The following is a 17,824-nucleotide window of genomic DNA, read 5'->3' as shown; positions in this document are numbered from 1 at the left end:
AAGCCTACGCGCCCTTCTTCCGCCGCCAGAAACGCCAGTCGCTGCGGCCGCTGAGCACGCCAGCGCGGAAGAGGCGGACCGAGATGAAGATCACCAGCGCGACCCACAAAGCCTGCCAGCCGAGCGCGAGGAGGTGGACCGACTTCGCCTCGTCGGTCGCGGCGCGCGCCGCCATCGCGAGCGGCGAGGAAAAGGGGAATATCTGCGCGAAGGTCGCGAGCCCGCTGCCCGGCGCGCTCGCGGCGGCGGCCGACAGGCTGAACATGCCGACCTGGAAGATGGTGATCGGCAGGCTGAGCATCTGGATCTCGCGCACCGTCGCCGCCTGCGCGCCAACGCCGAGGAAGACCGCGCCGAGGAGCAGGAAGGACAGGATGAAATAGACGAAGCCGATGCCGAGGAAGAAACCCCAGCCGGTCGCGGGCATCGAGGAGAGTGCCGCCGCGGCCTTGCCCGCGCGGCCGGTCGCGTCGAGCATGGCGGGGTCCATCTGCGCCGCGGCGACGAAGCCGCCGGCGAAGGCCATCACGATCCAGAAGGCGATGAACAGGATCGCGACGCCGAGGAAACCGAGCAACTTGCCGAGGAAGACGCTTTCGAGCGGCACCGCCGCGGCGAGGATCTCGATGACCTTGTTGCCCTTTTCCTCGGCGAGCGAGCTCACCGTCTGCCCCGCAAGGAGCAGCGTCAGCAGGAAGATCGCGAACACCGCGCCGAAGCCCAGGCTTTGCTGGAGCGCGATGCTGTTGCCGCCGCGCGACAGGCTTTCGAAACGCGGCGCGACCGCGGGCAGGTCGCCCGCGGCGCGGGCGCGGATCACCTCGCCCGCGAGCAGCGACAGATAGCGCCCCGACGCGCTTTCGGGTTCGCGCTCGACGATGCGCGGGGCGTCCAGCGGACCGCTCATCACGGCATAGGTGTCGCTGCCCTTTTCCTTCGTGATCGCGACGGGATCGGCGGCCGGGGTCGCGATGCGCACGACGAGCGTCGCAGGTTCGCGCGGCATTGCGGCGCGCAGCCGCGTGTCCGCATCGCGCAAGGCTTCGGCGTCGGTCGCATCGGCGACGACGACGATGCGCCCGGCGCCGCGCGCGCTGTCGGCGAGCTGCGACGCGCCCATGCCGCCAGCGAGCCCCATGCCGATCATGAACAAAGGCGCGAGCAGGAAGAGCAGGAAGGTCGGCGTGGCGACGATCGCCAGAAAGTCGCGCCGCGCAACGACGAACATGTTCTTGAGGAAGGGGGTCATGCGCTGGCCTCCTCGATCGCGTCTTCGGACGCGTCGGCGGTGAAGCCCGCGTCGACCTGGCGGACGATATGGACGAACGCGTCGTGGAGCGCGGGGCGGCTGATCGACAGGCCGGTGACGCCAAGGCCGCTCGCGGTGATGCGCGCGAGCAAGGGCTCGACGTCCTGGTCCTCGATCGCGAAATGCCAGGCCTCGCCTTTGGGCTCGGCGCCGGCGGGGAGCAGCGCGGCGACGGCGGCGGTGTCGCTCCCTTGGCGGGGAGTGTAGCGCACCTGCATCGGCAGCAGCGCGCGGGCGTCGTCGACCGTGCCCTCGAAGCGCCGCTGCGAGCGCGCGATGATCGCGAGCCGGTCGCAGAGGCGTTCGGCGTGCGCCATGACGTGGGTCGAGAAAAGCACGGTGGCGCCGCGGTCGCGCTCGCGCTTCACCAGCATTTCGAGCCGTTCCTGGTTGACCGGATCAAGTCCCGAGAAGGGCTCGTCGAGCACGATGAGGTCGGGCGCGTGGACGATCGAGCCGATCAGCTGGATCATCTGCGCCATGCCCTTCGACATCTTGCGGATCTTCGAATCGATCACGCGTTCGAGCCCGAGTTCGGTCATGAAGGTCGTGGCGCGGCGGCGCCCCTCCGACCAGTCGAGCCCGCGCAGCGCGCCCATGAAGGCGATCGCCTCGCGCGCCTTCATGCCGGGATAGAGCCCGCGTTCTTCGGGCAGGTAACCGATGCGGTGGCGCACGGACTGCGGCTTGTGCCCGCCGAGGAGGCGGCTCGACCCCGCGTCGGGATCGATGATGCCGAGCGTCATGCGCAGGCTGGTGGTCTTGCCCGCGCCATTGGGGCCGAGCACGCCGTAGATGCTGCCCGCGGGGACCTGAAGCGACACTTGGTCGACCGCCTTGTAGGTCTCGAAATATTTGGTGAGGCCAAGAGCCTCGACGGCGAGATCGGTCAAAAGCTGGTCCTGCGAAATGTCGTTGCTGCCCCTATGACACGCAAAGGCGGCTCGCGTATAGGGCGGCAATGGTTGCCGAAGCCTTGCCTTCTCCCGACGACACGCTGGAACAGCGGCTGGAAGCCGTCGCGCGCGAGCATGGCTTCGCGGCGTTCGGGATCGCGCGCGCCGATGCGGCGCCCTCGACCGCGGCGCGGTTGAACGCCTGGCTCGCCGAGGGCTGCCATGGCGAGATGATCTGGATGGAAAGCCGCGCCGCTGAGCGCGGATCGCCGCAGGGGCTGTGGCCCGAGGTCCAGTCGGTGATCGCGCTGGGGATGAGCTATGCGCCCGCGGCCGATCCGCTGGCGCTGGCGGATCATCCCGAACGCGGGCGGATTTCGGTCTATGCGCAGGGCGGCGATTATCATGACGTCGTCAAGAAGGCGCTGAAACATGTCGCGCGCTGGCTGGTGGCCGAAGCGCAGGACGCCGAGGTCAAGGTGTTCGTCGACACCGCGCCGGTGATGGAAAAGCCGCTGTCCGCCGCCGCGGGGCTCGGCTGGCAGGGCAAGCATACGAATATGGTCAGCCGCGACCATGGCAGCTGGCTGTTCCTGGGGGCGATCTATACGACGCTCGACCTGGCGCCGTCGGTACCCGGACGCGATACGTGCGGGAGCTGCACCGCTTGCCAGGAGGCGTGCCCGACCGACGCTTTTCCCGCACCCTACCGGCTCGATGCGCGGCGCTGCATCTCCTATCTCACGATCGAACATGCGGGGCCGATCCCGCTCGAGTTCCGCCGCGCATTGGGCAACCGCATCTATGGCTGCGACGATTGCCTCGCGGTGTGCCCGTGGAACAAATTCGCCGACGCCGCGGCGCGGAACAAGGCGTTCCTGCCGCGCGCCGAACTCGCCGCGCCGGCGCTCGGCGACCTGCTCGACCTCGACGATGCGGGATTCCGGCAGGTGTTCGCCGGGTCGCCGATCAAGCGCATCGGGCGCAGCCGCATGGTGCGCAACGCCGCGATCGCGGCGGGGAACAGCGGTGATGTCCGCTTCCGGCCGCTGCTCGAGCGGCTGAAAAGCGACGAAAATCCGGTGGTTGCCGAGGCCGCGGAATGGGCGCTGGCCGAGCTGGCGTCTTGACGCCAGCCTAGCGGCGAAGCGCGGCGACGCAGCTTTCGGGCTCGGCGTTGCGCCCATCGGGCGTGCGCGCATCGACATGCGTCGCGACCGCGTCGGCGCCCGCGCGCGGCGCGTAGAAATAGATGTCGATGACGCACGCGCTGCCCTCATATTGCAGCTTGCGCGCGGCGCCTTCGGTGACGTCGAGGCGAGGCTTGCCGAACATCCGCTGGGTCGCGTCGGCGCTCTGGCCGATCAGGCTGTTGTTCTGCACCGGGCGCACCACGGTGGGCGGCGGCGCGGCAGCGACCGGCGGCGGGGTGCTGCGCGGCGGCGGAACGGCGGACGAGCAGGCGCCGAGCAGGAGGATCGGCCCAGCAGCCAGGATCAGGCGGTTCATTCGGTGTCCCTGTCGCGCAGGTGGATGAGGTGGACGGCCATAGCCGCGCCGATGATGGGCGCCAACAGATTGACGACGGGCACCAGGAAAGCTGCGGCGGACAGCGCGCCGAGCGACCAGCGCGCGCCGCGATCGAGCCGCGGCCGCTCGGGGTGGCGCGCGAGCACCATCGCCTCGAGATCGCGGCCGAGCAGCAGCGCGTTGAGGAAGAAGGCCAGCAGCGGCGCGCCGATCGCGGTGAACAGCAGCGGGATATAGACGGGCAGCGCGAGCAGGTTGACCGCGATGAGCCGCCCGACCGAGGCGAGGCCGAGGCGCAGGCTCTTGGCGAAGCTGACGTCGACCGCGAATTTGGCGGCGGCGGGATAATGGCGCTCCTCGACGTCGGCGACGATCGCATCGCCGAACAGCCCGACGACGAGGATCGCGACCGCGCGAAAGAGCAGCCAGCTCGAGCCGATCAGGCCGATGATGATCAGCAAGCCGGCCATGTCGAGCTCGACCTCGCCAAGCCAGGTCCAGTGATCGAGCGCCCAGCGCGCGCCGAAGAAGATCGCAGCCCCCGCGGCGACGAAAATGACGAGCGTGAGCGCGAGGCTTTGCGCGAGGACGGCGAGCACCGGGCGGCGCGGCAGGTCGCCAAGGGCGAGCATCAGGGCTTGGATCGCGCGGGCCATGGTACGGGATGGCGCGGACGGAGGCTATGCGTCAAGCGTCAGACGCCGCCAATTGTTCACGCGGAGACGCGGAGGCGCGGAGAGAAAGAAGAGAAGAGGATTCGCGCAGAGGCGCAGAGACCGCAGAGAAAGAAGGATTAAGGGCGGCGAAGCCGCCATTCTCTTCTCTTCTCCGCGCCTCCGCGTCTCCGCGTGAACCTTTTCTCTGCGCCCTCTGCGCCTCTGCGCGAATAAATCGCTGCGCCGTCGCCAACTTGCCAAGAAGCGCCGCCGTCCCTAAAGCCGCGCGCAATCTTTTTCCCATCATCGACAGGAATTTTCATGGCCTCCACCGCCCGTTTCGACGTCGTTGCCATCGGCAATGCCATCGTCGACGTCCTTGCCCGCGCCTCCGACGAGCTGATCGAGGCCGAAAAGCTGGTCAAAGGGTCGATGCGGCTGATCGACGCCGACGAGGCCGAGCGGCTCTATGCCGCGATGGGCCCCGCGGTCGAGATGTCGGGCGGCAGCGCCGCGAACACGCTGGCGGGCATGGCCGCGCTCGGGCGCAATTGCGGCTTCATCGGGCAGGTCGCCGACGACCAGCTTGGCCAGGTGTTCACCCACGACCTGACCTCGCTCGGCGTCGCGTTCGACACGCCGGCGGCGGCGGACGGCGCGCCGACCGCGCGCTGCCTGATCCTCGTCACCCCCGACGGGCAGCGGACGATGAACACCTTCCTCGGCGCCTCGCAGAGCCTGGGGCGCGAATCGCTCGACGCGGCGCTGATCGCCGACGCCGACATCCTCTATCTCGAGGGCTATTTGTGGAACGCCGACGCCTCGCGCGCGGCGATGGCCGAGGCGATCGGCCTCGCGCGCGCCGCGGGCCGCCGCGTCGCCTTCACGCTGTCGGACACCTTCGTGGTCATGGGGCATGGCGAGGATTTCCGCCGCATGATGGCGGCGCGCGAGATCGACATCCTCTTTGCCAACGAGGCCGAGCTGCTCGAGCTGGCGCAGGAAGGCGATTTCGAAGCCGCGCTGGCGAAGGTCGCCGCCGAAGTGCCTTTGCTCGTCGCGACGCGCGGCGAGCATGGCGCGGTCGCGGTGACCGACGGCACGCGCACCGAAGTCTCGGCCGAGCCGATCGAAACGGTGGTCGACACCACCGGCGCGGGCGACCTGTTCGCCGCGGGTTTCCTGTCGGGTCTGGCCGAAGGGCGCCCGATCGCCGACTGCCTGACGATGGGCGCGGTGTGCGCACGCGAAATCATCGCGCAGGTCGGCCCGCGCGCGCAGACCGACCTCAAGGCGAAGGTCGCGGCGCGGCTGGGCTAGGACATCCTTTCCGCTGACGCGGAATTCGGCACCGGCCCGCTCCCCCACCCGGCCTCCCCAGGTTACTATCGTCGGGGAGGCCGGTGGGGGAGCGGGCCGGTGCCGGAACAAATCACGATTTGACGCGTCCTATCCGCCATCAGATGGATAGGAGGCTCTTATGGCCGATGAGATTCATACCACGCGCGAGCCTGACGGCACGACGCACACCACGACGATCGTCGAACGCGAACCGCGCCGCGGCGGCGGGATCGGCATGCTTATGCTGCTGGTCGTCGTCGTGATCGCGGGTTTCTTCGCCTTCCAGTTCCTCGGCAATGAAAAGGCCGAGACCGGTGCGATCACCGAAGCGGCGCAAAAGGTCGGCGATGCCGCGCAGGATGTCGGCGACGCGGCGCAGGAAGCAGTGAAATAAGCGTCTAGCCCGGGCCGGCGGCTTCGGTCGCCGGCTCGGGATGCTTGCGGAACAATGCGCGGTCGGCGGGGCCGAAACCGCGCGTCCAGATCAGCCAGGCATAAATGCCGAGGATGACGGGCACGCCGATCAGCAATTCCGCCCATTCGGGGAGCTGCGTCGCGCCCCAGCCGAGCACCGCGGCGCCCCCGGTCGCCCAGACCAGCGCCCAGCGCAGGCTGTTCACCGGCGCGTCGAGGATCTTCGAGAGCAGCCGCGCCTTGACCAGCGACGCAAAGCCGAGCGCGAGCATCAGCGCGAGCGCGACCGCACCGGCGTAGAATATCGGCGGCCATCCCATCGCGCGCGCGATCAGGATGAAGCCGACACTGAGCGCCGCCTGCAGCGCGAGCGTCGCGAGGCTGATCAGCAGATTGCGGTGGCGCGCGACATAGACGAGCGCCGCCTCGCTGACGACGGCGGTCGCCGCGACGACCTCGGCGGCGAGCAGGAACGCGAGCGCGCCGGTACCGCCGACGAACTGGGGGCCGACGAGTCCCATCACCGCCTCGCCCGGGATGCCGAGCGCGAGCGCGACGCCCGCCTGCGCGGCGATGATCCAGAAACCGACCTGGCTCACTTGTGCCGCCACGGCGGCAAGCTTCTTTTCGGCGAGGTTGCGCGTGATCACCGGGCCCAGGATCGGTTCGAAGCTGGTCTTGAGTTTCTGCGGCAGCGAGGCGACCTGCTGCGCCATATAATAGATGCCGTAGATCGTCGGTGAGGTGAACTGGCCGAGGATGAAGAGGTCGAGGCGGCGCGTGCCCCATTCGATCGCATCGGCGGCGGCGAGCGGCGCGTTGCGGCGCGCGAGGCCGATGAGGTGCGTCGGCTGCGGCCGCCACACGCCGGGGCCGCCATAATGGCGGATCATCGGCCACAGCGCGGTCGCGAAGGCGCCGAGCATCGCCGCGGCATAAGAGAGCATCAGCCCGTCGGGGGGCGAGACATACCAGAAGGCGGCCGCACCGAGGCTGATCACCCAGGGTTCGACCACCGCGCGCGCGCGCACCGTCGCGCCGATGTCGAAACGATAGGCGCAGGCGGCGAGCGCGATCTCGGTCCCCGCGATCGCGAAGACGAGCAGCGCCATGAAACGGTCGGATGCGCTGATCGAGCCGCTGGGGAACATGAATTGCGGGAAGAGGAGGAGCACCGCCGAGCCGAGCGCCGAGGCGAGGAAGGCCACGAACATGCCGTCCCACACGGTGGTGCGCGGATCGGCGCCGGGTTTGCTGAGCTGCTCGGCGAGGCCGCGCTTGAGCCCCAGCGTCGAGAGCTGCGCGACGAGTTCGATCACGAGCACCGCGAAGGCGAAGCGCCCGACCGCCTCGGGTCCGTACCAGCGGCCGGCGACATAGAGGAAGGGCAGGCGCGCGACGAGGCGCAGGATGAAGCCGAAGAAGTTGGTACGCCCACCCTTGGCGAGCGCGGCGGTGTCGGCGTCGCGCTCCGGCGGTGCAGGAGGCACGTCGGGGGCGGTCGGTGCCGCGCTGTCCGTCTGGCTCAAGCCTGGCGCCCCTTCTGCTTCTCCCCGGCGCGCAGACTAGCGCGGCGGCGGGGGGCAGGCAATCGCGGCGATGACCTCACCGGCCCTCGCGTCGCAGCGGGCGGCTGAGCAGCGCCTGAATGGCCTCGGTCGCGCGGATCTCGCCCGCGACGAGCCGCGCCACCGCGTCGGTGATCGGCATGTCGATGCCGTCGGCGCGCGCCGCGGCGGCCACGACGGGCGCGCTGAACGCCCCCTCTGCAACCGTGCGGCGGTCGGCCATCAGCACCGCGGCTTCCTCGCCGCGCCCGAGCCCCTGGCCGAGCGCGAAGTTGCGCGAATTGGCCGAGGTGCAGGTGAGGATCAGGTCGCCGAGCCCGGCGAGCCCGGCGAGCGTCTCGGCCTCGGCGCCGCGCGCGAGGCCGAAGCGCGACATTTCGGCGAAGCCGCGGCTGATCAGCGCCGCGCGCGCGTTGAGCCCGAGCCCGGCGCCGTCGACGATGCCGCTCGCGATCGCGAGGATATTCTTGACCGCGCCGCCGATCTCGGCGCCGGTCACGTCGGTCGAGACATAAGGGCGGAAATGCGGGCGCGCGATCGCCTGCGCCAGCGCATCGGCGAGCGCGGGGTCCGCGGCGGCGAGGGTGATTGCGGTCGGCAGCCCGGCGGCGACCTCGTGTGCGAAGGTCGGGCCCGACAGCACCGCGACGGGGCGGCTTGGTGCCACGTCGCGCGCGATATCGACGGGGAAGGCGAAGCTGCCCGCCTCCATGCCCTTGCTGCACAGGATCAGCGGCGCATCGCCCGGCGGCAGGTCGGCCAGTACCGCGCGCATATAGGGCACCGGGACGACGATCAGCAGCGCGTCGCAGGTCGCGAGCTCGGCTAGGTCGCCGGTTGCGGTGAGCGAGGGGGCGAGCGTGGCGCCGGGCAGGAAGAGCGGGTTGCGATGCTCGCTATTGATCGCCGCCACGACGTCGGCCTCGCGCACCCAGAGCTGCACCGGCGCGCCATCGGCGGCGAGCAATTGCGCGAGCGCGGTGCCCCAGGCGCCGCCGCCGACCACGCCGAAATTGCTGCACGACGTCACGCCTTCACGTGTCATGCTTTGACTCCGGCGCCGCGCACCGCTTCCGCCTCGGGATCGAGCGGCCAGCGCGGGCGCGCGGGGATGCCCAGCGGATCGGTGAGCCCCGCGGCGAAGCGCTCGGCGCCCGCCCAGGCGATCATCGCGCCATTGTCGGTGCAGAGCCACAGTGGCGGCGCGACGAAGACCTTGTCGAAGCGCGCCGCGAGCTCGGTGAGCGCGGTGCGGATCGCGCCGTTCGCCGCGACCCCGCCCGCGACGACGAAGGCACTGGCTTCGGGGCAGGCGGCGAGCGCGATGCGGCTGCGGTCGACCAGGCAGTCGACCACCGCCTGCTGGAACGAGGCGGCGAGGTCGGGGGTGTTGTGCTGCCCCGACGCCACGGCGCGCACGACCGCGCTCTTGAGCCCCGCGAAGGAGAAATGCGGCTCGGCGCTGCCGACGAGCGGGCGCGGAAAGGGCACGGCCTTCGGATCGCCGTCCTTGGCGACGCGCTCGACCGCCGGGCCGCCGGGATAACCGAGCCCGAGCAATTTCGCCGTCTTGTCGAAGGCCTCGCCCGCGGCGTCGTCGATCGTGGTGGCAAGGCGGCGATAGTCGCCGACACCCCGCACCAGCAGCAGCTGGCAATGCCCGCCCGAGACGAGCAGCAGCAGATAGGGGAATTCGAGGCTGGGGTCGGCGAGGCGCGGTGAGAGGGCGTGGCCCTCGAGATGGTTGACCGCGATCAGCGGCTTGCCCGCGGCGTGCGCGAGCGCCTTGCCGGTGACGAGCCCGACCATGACGCCGCCGATCAGTCCGGGGCCCGCGGTCGCCGCGATCGCATCGACGTCGGCGAGCGTCTTGCCCGCGTCGGCGAGCACGCGTTCGACGATGGGCGCGAGCCGGTCGACATGCGCGCGCGCGGCGATCTCGGGCACGACCCCGCCATAGGGCGCATGATCGGCCTCCTGCCCCGCGACGCGGTGCGCGAGGATAGTCCGTTCGCTGTCGACGAGCGCCGCCGCGGTTTCGTCGCAGCTCGATTCGAGGCCGAGGATGAGAGTCATAATCTTGCGCGCCTCTTAGTCCTGCAAGGCTGGGGTTGGAAGGGGTTCACGCGGAGGCGCGGAGACACGGAGGGTTTTCGCGTCGAGGCTGGGCGTATTTGGAATGCGCGCAGAGGCGCAGAGAGAAGAAGCGGCGGAGCCGTCAATCCTTTTCTCCGCGCCTCCGCGTGAACAAAGAAAATCTCTGCGCCCTCGGCGCCTCTGCGCGAATCCCTTCTTCTTTCCTTTCGCAGCCCGAAGCCCTAGCAGCACCGCATGGCTTCGATCCCGCTTCCGACCCCCGACCGCCCGCTACGCATCGGAACGCGTGCCTCGCCGCTGGCGCGCGCGCAGGCCGATATGGCGGCGGCGGCGCTCGTGCGCGCGCATGGGCTCGATCCCGCCGCGCTCGAAATCGTGCCGATGACTGCGACCGGCGACCGCATCCAGGACCGCGCGCTCGCCGAGGTCGGGGGCAAGGCGCTGTGGACGCGCGAGCTCGACGCCGCGCTCGATGCGGGGACGATCGATATCGCGGTGCACAGTTTGAAGGATGTCGAGACCTTGCGCGATGCGCGCTTTTTCCTCGGCGCGATGCTCGAGCGCGCCGACCCGCGCGACCGGCTGGTGGTGCGCGAGGGGATCGTCGCGGCGACGATCGACGCGCTGCCGACGGGCGCAAGGCTCGGCACGAGCAGCCCGCGGCGCGCGGCGCAGGTGCAGCGGCTGCGCGGCGATATCGAAACCATGCTGCTGCGCGGCAACGTCCAGACGCGGCTCGCCAAGCTGGCGGCGGGCGAGGTCGATGCCACTTTGCTCGCGGCGGCGGGGCTCGACCGGCTGGGGATGTTCGAGATCGGGGTGGTGCAGGATTCGAAGATGCTGTTGCCCGCGGCGTCGCAGGGGGCGATCGGGATCGAGTGCCGCAGCGACGATGCGGCGACGCGCGCCCTGCTCGCGGCGGTCGACCATGGCCCGACGCACCGCGCGGTCGCGGCCGAGCGCGCCTTGCTCGCGGCGCTCGGCGGCGATTGCCGCTCGCCGGTCGCGGCGCATGCGGCGTGGCAGGCCGATGGCGCGCTGCGGCTCGACGCCGAGCTCTTCTCGGAGGACGGGCGCGAACATGTCGCGGGCTGGACGCTGGTCGATCGGGACGATGCGCCCGAAAGGCTCGCCGCGCGGCTGCTCGGCGAGGCGCCCGAATCCGTGCGACGGCTCTTCGCGGCATGACGCCAAGCGGTCCGGTCCTCGTCACGCGCGCCGAACCGGGCAATGCGGCGACGGTGGCGCGGGTGCGGGATATGGGGCTCGATGCGCGGGGGGTGCCGCTGTTCGCGGCGCATGCGGTCGGCTGGGACGCGCCCGATCCGGGCGATTTCGATGCTCTGCTGTTGACGAGCGCGCAGGCGTTGCGGCTTGCAGGACCGGAACTGGGAAGGCTTGCAGGGCTTCCGGCTTATGCCGTCGGCGCGGCGACGGCGGCCGCGTCGGAGGCGGCGGGCCTGACCGTCGCGATGACGGGTCCAGGTGATGCGCAATCGCTGATCGACGCCATGGCGTCGTCCAGGAAAGTATCAAATATATTATGGCTTTGCGGGTCCGATCGGACCGCGTTCGATGCGCACGGGGCGCGGCTGCTGCCGCTGCCCGTCTATGCCGTCGACCCGGTCGATCCGCCGTCCGGCTGGCAAGCGGTGACGGCCGCGCCGGCGATCCTGCTTGCGCATTCGGCGCGCGGCGCGGCGCGGATCGCCGAGCTGGTTGGGGGGCATCGCGGCCATCTGTCGCTCGTCGCGATCAGCGATGCCGCGGCCACTGCGGCGGGCGACGGCTGGGCGGCTGTTACCGTTACGGAGCGCCCCGACGACGCGGCGATGGTGACAGCGGCTTATGCTTTGTGCCAAAAGGCGCAAAAATAGGGTCGTTCGAAAGAGGTTTATGGCAATCGAAAGCAACGACAACCCCGTCCAATTGGGCGAGGCGGGTTCGGGCAAAAGGCCATCTTTCCGCAGCTTGGCAATCGCGGCGCTGCTGTTGCTGCTGGTCGGCGTCGTCGCCGGCGGCTGGGCGATGAATCGCTTCCTGGCCGACAATGGCGCGCCGGCGGCCAAGGTCATCGACACGGCAACTCCTGGCGGCACGGTCGCCGTGGCCGGCGCGGGCGAGGCGCCCGCGGTCCTCGGGACGACCCCGCAGCCGCTCGCGGCGCTGCCCGCCGACGGCTCGACTTTGCCCGCGCGCGTCGCCGAACTCGAACAAAGGCTGTCGCGGATCACGCTCGAAGCCGCCTCGGCGTCGGGCAATGCCTCGCGCGCCGAGGGGCTGCTCGTCGCCTTTGCGGTGCGCCGCGCGCTCGATCGCGGGCTGTCCTTGGGTTATCTCGACGCGCAGCTGCGGCTGCGCTTCGGCGACGACCAGCCCAATGCCGTCAAGACGATCATCGAGACGTCGCGCGACCCGGTGACGCTCGAACAATTGCGCGCCGAGCTCGACGCGATTGCCCCCGAACTCGTCGGGCGCAGCGGCGACGATGCGAGCCTGTGGACGGGAATCCGCCGCGAACTCGGCGAATTGTTCGTCGTGCGCGCCGCGGGCACCCAGTCGCCGCGCGCGACCGAGCGCCTCGACCGCGCGCGCCGCTACCTCGCGGGCGGCATGGCCGACAAGGCGATCGCCGAGGTCGAGGCGATGCCCGGCGCGGCGGCGGCGAACGAATGGCTGATCGACGCGCGCCGCTATCACGAGGCGCGCCGCGCGCTTGACCTGATCGAGACCGCGGCGATATTGGAGCCGCGCGGCGGCCAGCCGACCGCGACGGCCGGAAAAGCCCCGGCCGCGACCACCCCCTAGCGCGCGTTCCCTCCCGGGCGCTCGCATAAAGAGAAAGCCCAGCCAATGGCCCTCGCCGATCCGCAGCGCGTCGCCGCGCTCGACCCGCTCGATCCGCTGATGCTCGATGCGCAATTGAGCGAGGAGGAGCGGATGATCCGCGATGCCGCGCGCGCCTATGCCGAAGGCGAGCTCTTGCCGCGGGTAACCTCGGCCTTTCTCGAGGAGCGCTTCGACCGCGAGATCATGTCCGAAATGGGCGCGCTCGGGCTGCTCGGCGCGACGGTCGACCCCGAATATGGCGGCGCGGGGCTCAGCTATGTCAGCTACGGGCTGATCGCGCGCGAGGTCGAGCGGATCGATTCGGGCTATCGCTCGGCCTGCTCGGTGCAGAGCAGCCTCGTGATCCACCCGATCAACGCCTATGGCAGCGAGGAGCAGAAGCGCAAATATCTGCCCGGGCTGATCTCGGGCGAACTCGTCGGCTGTTTCGGGCTGACCGAGCCCGACGCGGGCAGCGACCCCGGCGGCATGCGCACCCGCGCCGAAAAGATCGAGGGCGGTTATCGCCTCAAGGGCGCGAAGATGTGGATCACCAATTCGCCGATCGCCGATATCTTCGTCGTCTGGGCCAAGTCCGACGCGCACGACGGCGCGATCCGCGGTTTCGTCCTCGAAAAGGGCATGAAGGGCCTGTCGGCGCCGAAGATCGAGGGCAAGGTCAGCTTGCGCGCCTCGATCACCGGCGAGATCGTGATGGACGGGGTCGAGGTCGGCGAGGATGCGCTGCTGCCGCACGTCTCGGGGCTGAAAGGTCCGTTCGGTTGCCTCAACCGCGCGCGCTATGGCATCGGCTGGGGCGCGATGGGCGCGGCGGAATTCTGCTACGAAGCGGCGCGCAATTATACCGGCGAGCGCAAGCAGTTCGGGCGCCCGCTCGCGGCGAATCAGATCGTGCAATTGAAGCTCGCGAACATGCTCACCGAGATCGCGCTCGGCCTCCAGACCGCGCTGCGTGTCGGGCGGCTGATCGACGAGGGGCATGTCGCGCCCGACATGATCAGCCTGCTGAAACGCAACAATTGCGGCAAGGCGCTCGATATCGCGCGCGTCGCGCGCGATATGCACGGCGGGAACGGCATTTCGGCCGATTATCATGTCATCCGCCACGCGGTGAACCTCGAGACGGTGAACACCTATGAGGGCACGCACGACGTCCATGCGCTGATTCTGGGCCGCGCGATCACGGGCATTTCGGCCTTTGCCTAAACCGTTGGAAGGCATCCGCGTCGTCGAACTGGCGCGGGTGCTCGCGGGTCCCTGGTGCGGTCAATTGCTCGCCGACCTCGGCGCCGAGGTGGTCAAGGTCGAGCGGCCCGGCGGCGGCGACGACACGCGGCTGTGGGGCCCGCCCTTCATCAAGGGCGCCGATGGCGAGAATCTGGGCGCGGCCTATTATCACAGCACCAATCGCGGCAAGTCCGGTGTGGCGATCGATATCGCGACGCCCGAGGGCCAAGCCGCGGTGCGCGCGCTGCTCACCGATGCCGATGTCGTGATCGAGAATTACAAGCTCGGCGGGCTCGCCAAATATGGGCTCGATCCCGCGACCTTGCGCGCCGATTTCCCGAAGCTGATCGTCTGCTCGATCACCGGCTTCGGCCAGACCGGCCCCTATGCGCACCGCGCGGGTTATGATTTCATCATCCAGGCGATGGGCGGCGCGATGTCGCTGACCGGCGAGCCCGACGGCGCGCCGCAAAAGGCGGGAATCGCCTATGCCGACATCTTCACGGGGATGTATTCGACGGTGGCGATCCTTGCCGCGCTGCGACGCCGTGACGTCACGGGGGCGGGCGCGCATATCGATATGGCGCTGCTCGATTGCCAGGTCGGGGTGCTCGCCAATCAGGCGGCGAACTATCTCGCGAGCGGGGTGTCGCCGAAGCGCATGGGCAATGGCCACGCCAATGTCGTGCCCTATCAGGCCTTTGCGACCGCCGACGGCCAGCTGGTGATCGCGGTCGGCAACGACGGCCAGTTCCGCAAGCTTTGCGCGGTGCTCGGCGAGCCCGCATGGGCCGAGGATGTCCGTTTCGCGACCAATGCCGCGCGACTCGCGAACCGGGCGGCGCTGATCCCGCTGCTCGCGGCGAAGATCGCCACGTGGCAGGCGCAGCCTTTGTCGCTCGCGCTCGAGGCCGAGGATGTACCGGCGGGACCGATCAATGACCTCGCCGGGGTGTTCGCCGACCCGCAGGTGATCGCGCGCGGCATGCGTTTCCGGCCCGAGGGGGCGTTCGTCGATGGCGTCGCGAGTCCGATCGTGATCGACGGCGAACGAATGGTCGCGCCGGGCGGGGCGCCGGTGCTGGGGGGCTGAGGCTGGGCGGCAACGGCCGAAGGCCATCATCTTGTTCGCGCAGAGACCGCAGGGAGGATGGCCTTTTCTCTCTGCGGTCTCTGCGTCTCTGCGCGCATCAAATTGATCGGATGCTGTTCGGTCGCTTTCGGGCGAAACGCGACGCCGGTGTAATCCACCTTCGTCACCCCGGGCTTGACCCGGGGCCTGCCTTTTCTTTGATCCGACGGCGAAAGAAGGAAGGCGGGTCCCGGGTCAAGCCCGGGATGACGACCGGACAAGTGGCAGCTCCCCACCCCTAAGCGGCCATATGCCACAAAGAAAAAGGGGCGCCGTCGCCAGCGCCCCTCTCCCCCTTTTTCGCGTGAAGCTGCCGGTCAGAATTTGACCGTGCCGGTGACGAACACCTGCCGCGGGTTGCCGTAGAAGACCGTCGCGACGCCTTCGCGGCCGAGCGACGGGGTCGGCAGGCCGTTGGCGTTAGTGACAGGCAGGCCGGTCGCCGGGTTGACGACGAGGAACTGGTAGCCCGAGGTCTTATACTGCTTGTCGAGGATATTCTTGCCGTGGACGCCGATCGAATAACGGTCGCCGCCGAAGCTGTAGACCAGGCTCGCATCCCACAGCGCATAGCCCTTCTGGTCGAGATAGGGGCTGGGATATTCGAACTGCTGCGTCTTGCTGCGGTACGAGAGCGTGGTCGAGAAATTGACGTCGCCGTCGCCGACCGGGACCAGCGCGCCGAGAGTGCCCGATGCGGTCCAGCTCGGCGTGTTCTGGATATCGGTGATGTCCGACACGTCGGTGCCGAGGTTGCCGATGAACTCGTCGTACTGCGCGTCGATATAACCGAGCGTGCCCTGGAAGCTCATCCGCGAGCCGGCGCCGGCGAAGTCGTGCGCGAAGCGCGCCGAGGTTTCGAGCTCGAGCCCCTTGAAGGTCGCCGAGGCGGCGTTCGTGGTGACCCCCGAAAAGCCTTCAAAGATGCCGTCGTTGTTCGCGTCGATGCCGACCGAGCCGGGGATCTGGACATTCTTGTAGTCGGCATAGAAGCCGGTCAGCGCGAAGTTGAGGTCGCCGTCCAGCGCCGAGCCCTTGATCCCGGCCTCGTAGCTGTCGACCGTTTCGGGTTCGAACAGGAAGAAATTGTAGATTTCCTGATAGGCGAAGACGCCGTCGTTGTTGACGTCGATCGCGCGGACATTGGCGCTGCCGCGCGGATCGAAGCCGCCGCCCTTGAAGCCCTTCGAGTAGGATGCATAGATCATCAGGTCGTCGTTGACGTCGAACGACACCGACGCGCGCGGGGTGAATTTCTTGAAGCGCGCCTTGCCATCGAAATTGGTGATCGGCGCGCCGAGCGGGACGCTGGCGCCGCCGAATTCGGGGTCGGCGCCGAGCAGGCGGTTCTGCTTGAAGACGAAGCTGTCGCGCCGGTCGACGGTGTAGCGCCCGCCCGCCGAAATGTGCAGGCGGTCGGTGACGTCGAAGGTGAAGTCGCCGAACACCGACCAGGTGTCGGTGCGCACGTCGCCGATCGTCTGCTGCGCGAAACCGGGCAGGCCGAGCAGCGCGCCGGTGGTGGCGAGCAGCACGTCGAACTTGGTGTAGGCCTTGGCGTCGAGATAATAGAAGCCGACGAGCCCGTGCAGCCGGTCGCTGTCGTAGAGCAACTGGAATTCCTGGCTCAGCTGCTCGTTGCGATAGACCGCGGGGACGTCGACGTCGACCGTCGGCAGGCTGTCGAAATCGATCGGCGTGTAGCTGGTGTCCTTGCGCCACGAACTGATCGAACGCAGCGTCAGATTGTCGGTGAGCTCGGCCGAGACGTTCATCGCGAGGCCCCAGGCCTCGATATCCTGCTCCGGATTCACGAGCCCCGCGCGCGTGTCATAGACGTCGTCGAGCACGGGGGCGCCCGAGAGCAGGCCGGGGATCAGCCGGTGGCCGTTGCGCGGGTCCGACTTGTCGCGGGTATAGTCGCCCGAGATGCGGATCAGCACCGGCTCGCCGTAACCGCCGAATTCGAGCGTTCCGCGGCCCGCCCATACATCCTTGTTGTAGTTCTCGAGGCCGGGGACGGTGAGGTTGTCGCCGAAACCGCCGCGCGACAGCCGTGCGACCGAGCCGCCGACGCGCAGCATGTCGGTCACGGGCGCGCTGACGGTCAGTACGCCCTCGGCCTGGTCATAGGTGCCATAGGTCGCACGCGCCTTCAGGCTGAAATCCTGCGGCAGCATCTTGGTGACATATTTGACCGCGCCGCCGATCGTGTTGCGGCCATAGAGCGTGCCCTGCGGCCCGCGGAGCACCTCGATGCGCTCGACGTCGTAGATGTCGAGGACGGCCGCCTGCGGGCGGTTGAGATAGACGTCGTCGAGATAGATGCCGACGCCCGCTTCGAAGCCCGGGACCGGGTCCTGCTGGCCGACGCCGCGGATGAAGGCGCTGAGCGTCGAATTGGTGCCGCGCGAGGTTTCGAGCGTGGTGTTCGGGGTGATGTTGCCGACGTCGGTGAGGTCGAGCGCGCCGCGCACCTCGAGCGCGTCGCCCGAGATCGCGCTGACCGCGATCGGCACGTCGAGCAGGCGTTCGTCGCGGCGGCGCGCGGTGACGATGATTTCCTCGCTGCCGTCATCGGCGCTCGCGGCCGGGTCCGTATCCTGCGCAAGGGCGGACGGGGCGAAGGCGATCAGGCTGAGCGCGGTAGTGGCGCAGACGGCGTGGCGCAGGCGGCGGGCGAAAGGACGCATGTGAGTCTCCCATGACAGGGGCGGCGCAGCGCCGCCCTTTTTCGATTTTCTTGGGCCGGTCTTGCCAAGCCGCGTCGCACCCAATAATGAAAGGTGAACCAAGTTTCAACT

At 69.1% G+C, this 17,824-nt stretch carries 16 protein-coding genes; 8 read left to right on the top strand and 8 right to left on the bottom strand.

The annotated features are described in order from the left end of the window. Positions 1–4: 4 nt before the first annotated feature. Together ATE62_RS01860 and ATE62_RS01855 are read right to left on the bottom strand one after the other, a co-directional pair. A complete protein-coding gene (locus tag ATE62_RS01860; RefSeq protein WP_058806711.1) occupies positions 5–1,249 on the bottom strand; it encodes an ABC transporter permease in 1,245 nt (414 codons plus the stop codon). Then, positions 1,246–2,202 (bottom strand): ABC transporter ATP-binding protein, encoded by a 957-nt coding sequence (locus tag ATE62_RS01855; RefSeq protein ID WP_058806712.1) that lies wholly within the window; start codon positions 2,200–2,202, stop codon positions 1,246–1,248. Before ATE62_RS01855 ends, ATE62_RS01860 begins: the two co-directional genes overlap by 4 nt. A gap of 68 nt (positions 2,203–2,270) precedes the next feature. Here ATE62_RS01855 and queG point away from each other — a divergent pair, with 68 nt between their 5' ends. Next, on the top strand, positions 2,271–3,335 hold the full coding sequence (gene queG / locus ATE62_RS01850) for a tRNA epoxyqueuosine(34) reductase QueG (protein ID WP_058806713.1): 1,065 nt from the start codon (positions 2,271–2,273) through the stop codon (positions 3,333–3,335). 7 nt (positions 3,336–3,342) lie between these two features. On the opposite strand, the gene ATE62_RS01845 is transcribed toward queG, so the two are convergent. Together ATE62_RS01845 and ATE62_RS01840 are read right to left on the bottom strand one after the other, a co-directional pair. Beyond that, the gene (locus ATE62_RS01845) at positions 3,343–3,714 is read right to left on the bottom strand and encodes a hypothetical protein (RefSeq protein WP_058806714.1); all 372 of its coding nucleotides are present in this window, start codon (positions 3,712–3,714) and stop codon (positions 3,343–3,345) included. After that, positions 3,711–4,391 carry an EI24 domain-containing protein gene (locus ATE62_RS01840; protein ID WP_058806715.1) on the bottom strand — a complete coding sequence of 227 codons (681 nt, stop codon included), beginning with the start codon at positions 4,389–4,391 and terminating at the stop codon, positions 3,711–3,713. The genes ATE62_RS01845 and ATE62_RS01840 overlap by 4 nt, the downstream gene beginning before the upstream one ends. A 321-nt stretch (positions 4,392–4,712) precedes the next feature. On the opposite strand from ATE62_RS01840, the gene ATE62_RS01835 reads away from it, so the two are divergent. After that, positions 4,713–5,711: an adenosine kinase gene (locus tag ATE62_RS01835; RefSeq protein WP_058806716.1), complete on the top strand. Its 999-nt coding sequence runs from the start codon at positions 4,713–4,715 to the stop codon at positions 5,709–5,711. A 160-nt stretch (positions 5,712–5,871) separates the two neighbouring features. Then, positions 5,872–6,126 carry a hypothetical protein gene (locus ATE62_RS01830; RefSeq protein ID WP_058806717.1) on the top strand — a complete coding sequence of 85 codons (255 nt, stop codon included), beginning with the start codon at positions 5,872–5,874 and terminating at the stop codon, positions 6,124–6,126. 4 nt (positions 6,127–6,130) lie between these two features. Here ATE62_RS01830 and ATE62_RS01825 read toward each other — a convergent pair whose 3' ends face one another. The 3 genes from ATE62_RS01825 to tsaD form a co-directional block, all read right to left on the bottom strand. Continuing rightward, on the bottom strand, positions 6,131–7,675 hold the full coding sequence (locus ATE62_RS01825; RefSeq protein ID WP_058806718.1) for a lipopolysaccharide biosynthesis protein: 1,545 nt from the start codon (positions 7,673–7,675) through the stop codon (positions 6,131–6,133). Between the two features lie 76 nt (positions 7,676–7,751). Continuing rightward, positions 7,752–8,759 carry an NAD(P)H-dependent glycerol-3-phosphate dehydrogenase gene (locus tag ATE62_RS01820; RefSeq protein WP_058806719.1) on the bottom strand — a complete coding sequence of 336 codons (1,008 nt, stop codon included), beginning with the start codon at positions 8,757–8,759 and terminating at the stop codon, positions 7,752–7,754. Further along, positions 8,756–9,790: a tRNA (adenosine(37)-N6)-threonylcarbamoyltransferase complex transferase subunit TsaD gene (gene tsaD, locus ATE62_RS01815; RefSeq protein ID WP_058806720.1), complete on the bottom strand. Its 1,035-nt coding sequence runs from the start codon at positions 9,788–9,790 to the stop codon at positions 8,756–8,758. Before tsaD ends, ATE62_RS01820 begins: the two co-directional genes overlap by 4 nt. A gap of 255 nt (positions 9,791–10,045) precedes the next feature. On the opposite strand from tsaD, the gene hemC reads away from it, so the two are divergent. From hemC to ATE62_RS01790, 5 genes are all read left to right on the top strand, one after another. Then, complete coding sequence (gene hemC / locus ATE62_RS01810; protein ID WP_058806721.1) at positions 10,046–10,999, top strand: hydroxymethylbilane synthase; 954 nt, start codon at positions 10,046–10,048, stop codon at positions 10,997–10,999. A gap of 71 nt (positions 11,000–11,070) precedes the next feature. Beyond that, positions 11,071–11,688 (top strand): uroporphyrinogen-III synthase, encoded by a 618-nt coding sequence (locus ATE62_RS01805; protein WP_231736036.1) that lies wholly within the window; start codon positions 11,071–11,073, stop codon positions 11,686–11,688. Between the two features lie 19 nt (positions 11,689–11,707). Next, on the top strand, positions 11,708–12,619 hold the full coding sequence (locus ATE62_RS01800; RefSeq protein WP_058806723.1) for a mitofilin family membrane protein: 912 nt from the start codon (positions 11,708–11,710) through the stop codon (positions 12,617–12,619). Positions 12,620–12,664: 45 nt separating this feature from the next. Beyond that, positions 12,665–13,867, top strand: coding sequence for an acyl-CoA dehydrogenase (locus ATE62_RS01795; RefSeq protein ID WP_058806724.1), 1,203 nt, complete (start codon positions 12,665–12,667; stop codon positions 13,865–13,867). A gap of 4 nt (positions 13,868–13,871) precedes the next feature. Further along, positions 13,872–14,981, top strand: a complete 1,110-nt coding sequence (locus tag ATE62_RS01790) for a CaiB/BaiF CoA transferase family protein (protein WP_231736034.1) — start codon at positions 13,872–13,874, stop codon at positions 14,979–14,981. A 356-nt stretch (positions 14,982–15,337) separates the two neighbouring features. Here the strand turns inward: ATE62_RS01790 and ATE62_RS01785 are convergent, their stop codons facing one another. After that, positions 15,338–17,713 carry a TonB-dependent receptor gene (locus ATE62_RS01785; protein WP_082662551.1) on the bottom strand — a complete coding sequence of 792 codons (2,376 nt, stop codon included), beginning with the start codon at positions 17,711–17,713 and terminating at the stop codon, positions 15,338–15,340. Positions 17,714–17,824: the final 111 nt, after the last annotated feature.

Origin of the sequence: Sphingopyxis sp. HIX, from assembly GCF_001468285.1 — a bacterium.
Taxonomy (GTDB): Bacteria; Pseudomonadota; Alphaproteobacteria; order Sphingomonadales; family Sphingomonadaceae; genus Sphingopyxis.
The sequence above is the reverse complement of the archived record's forward strand: the minus strand, read 5'-3'. Positions and strand labels throughout refer to the sequence as shown.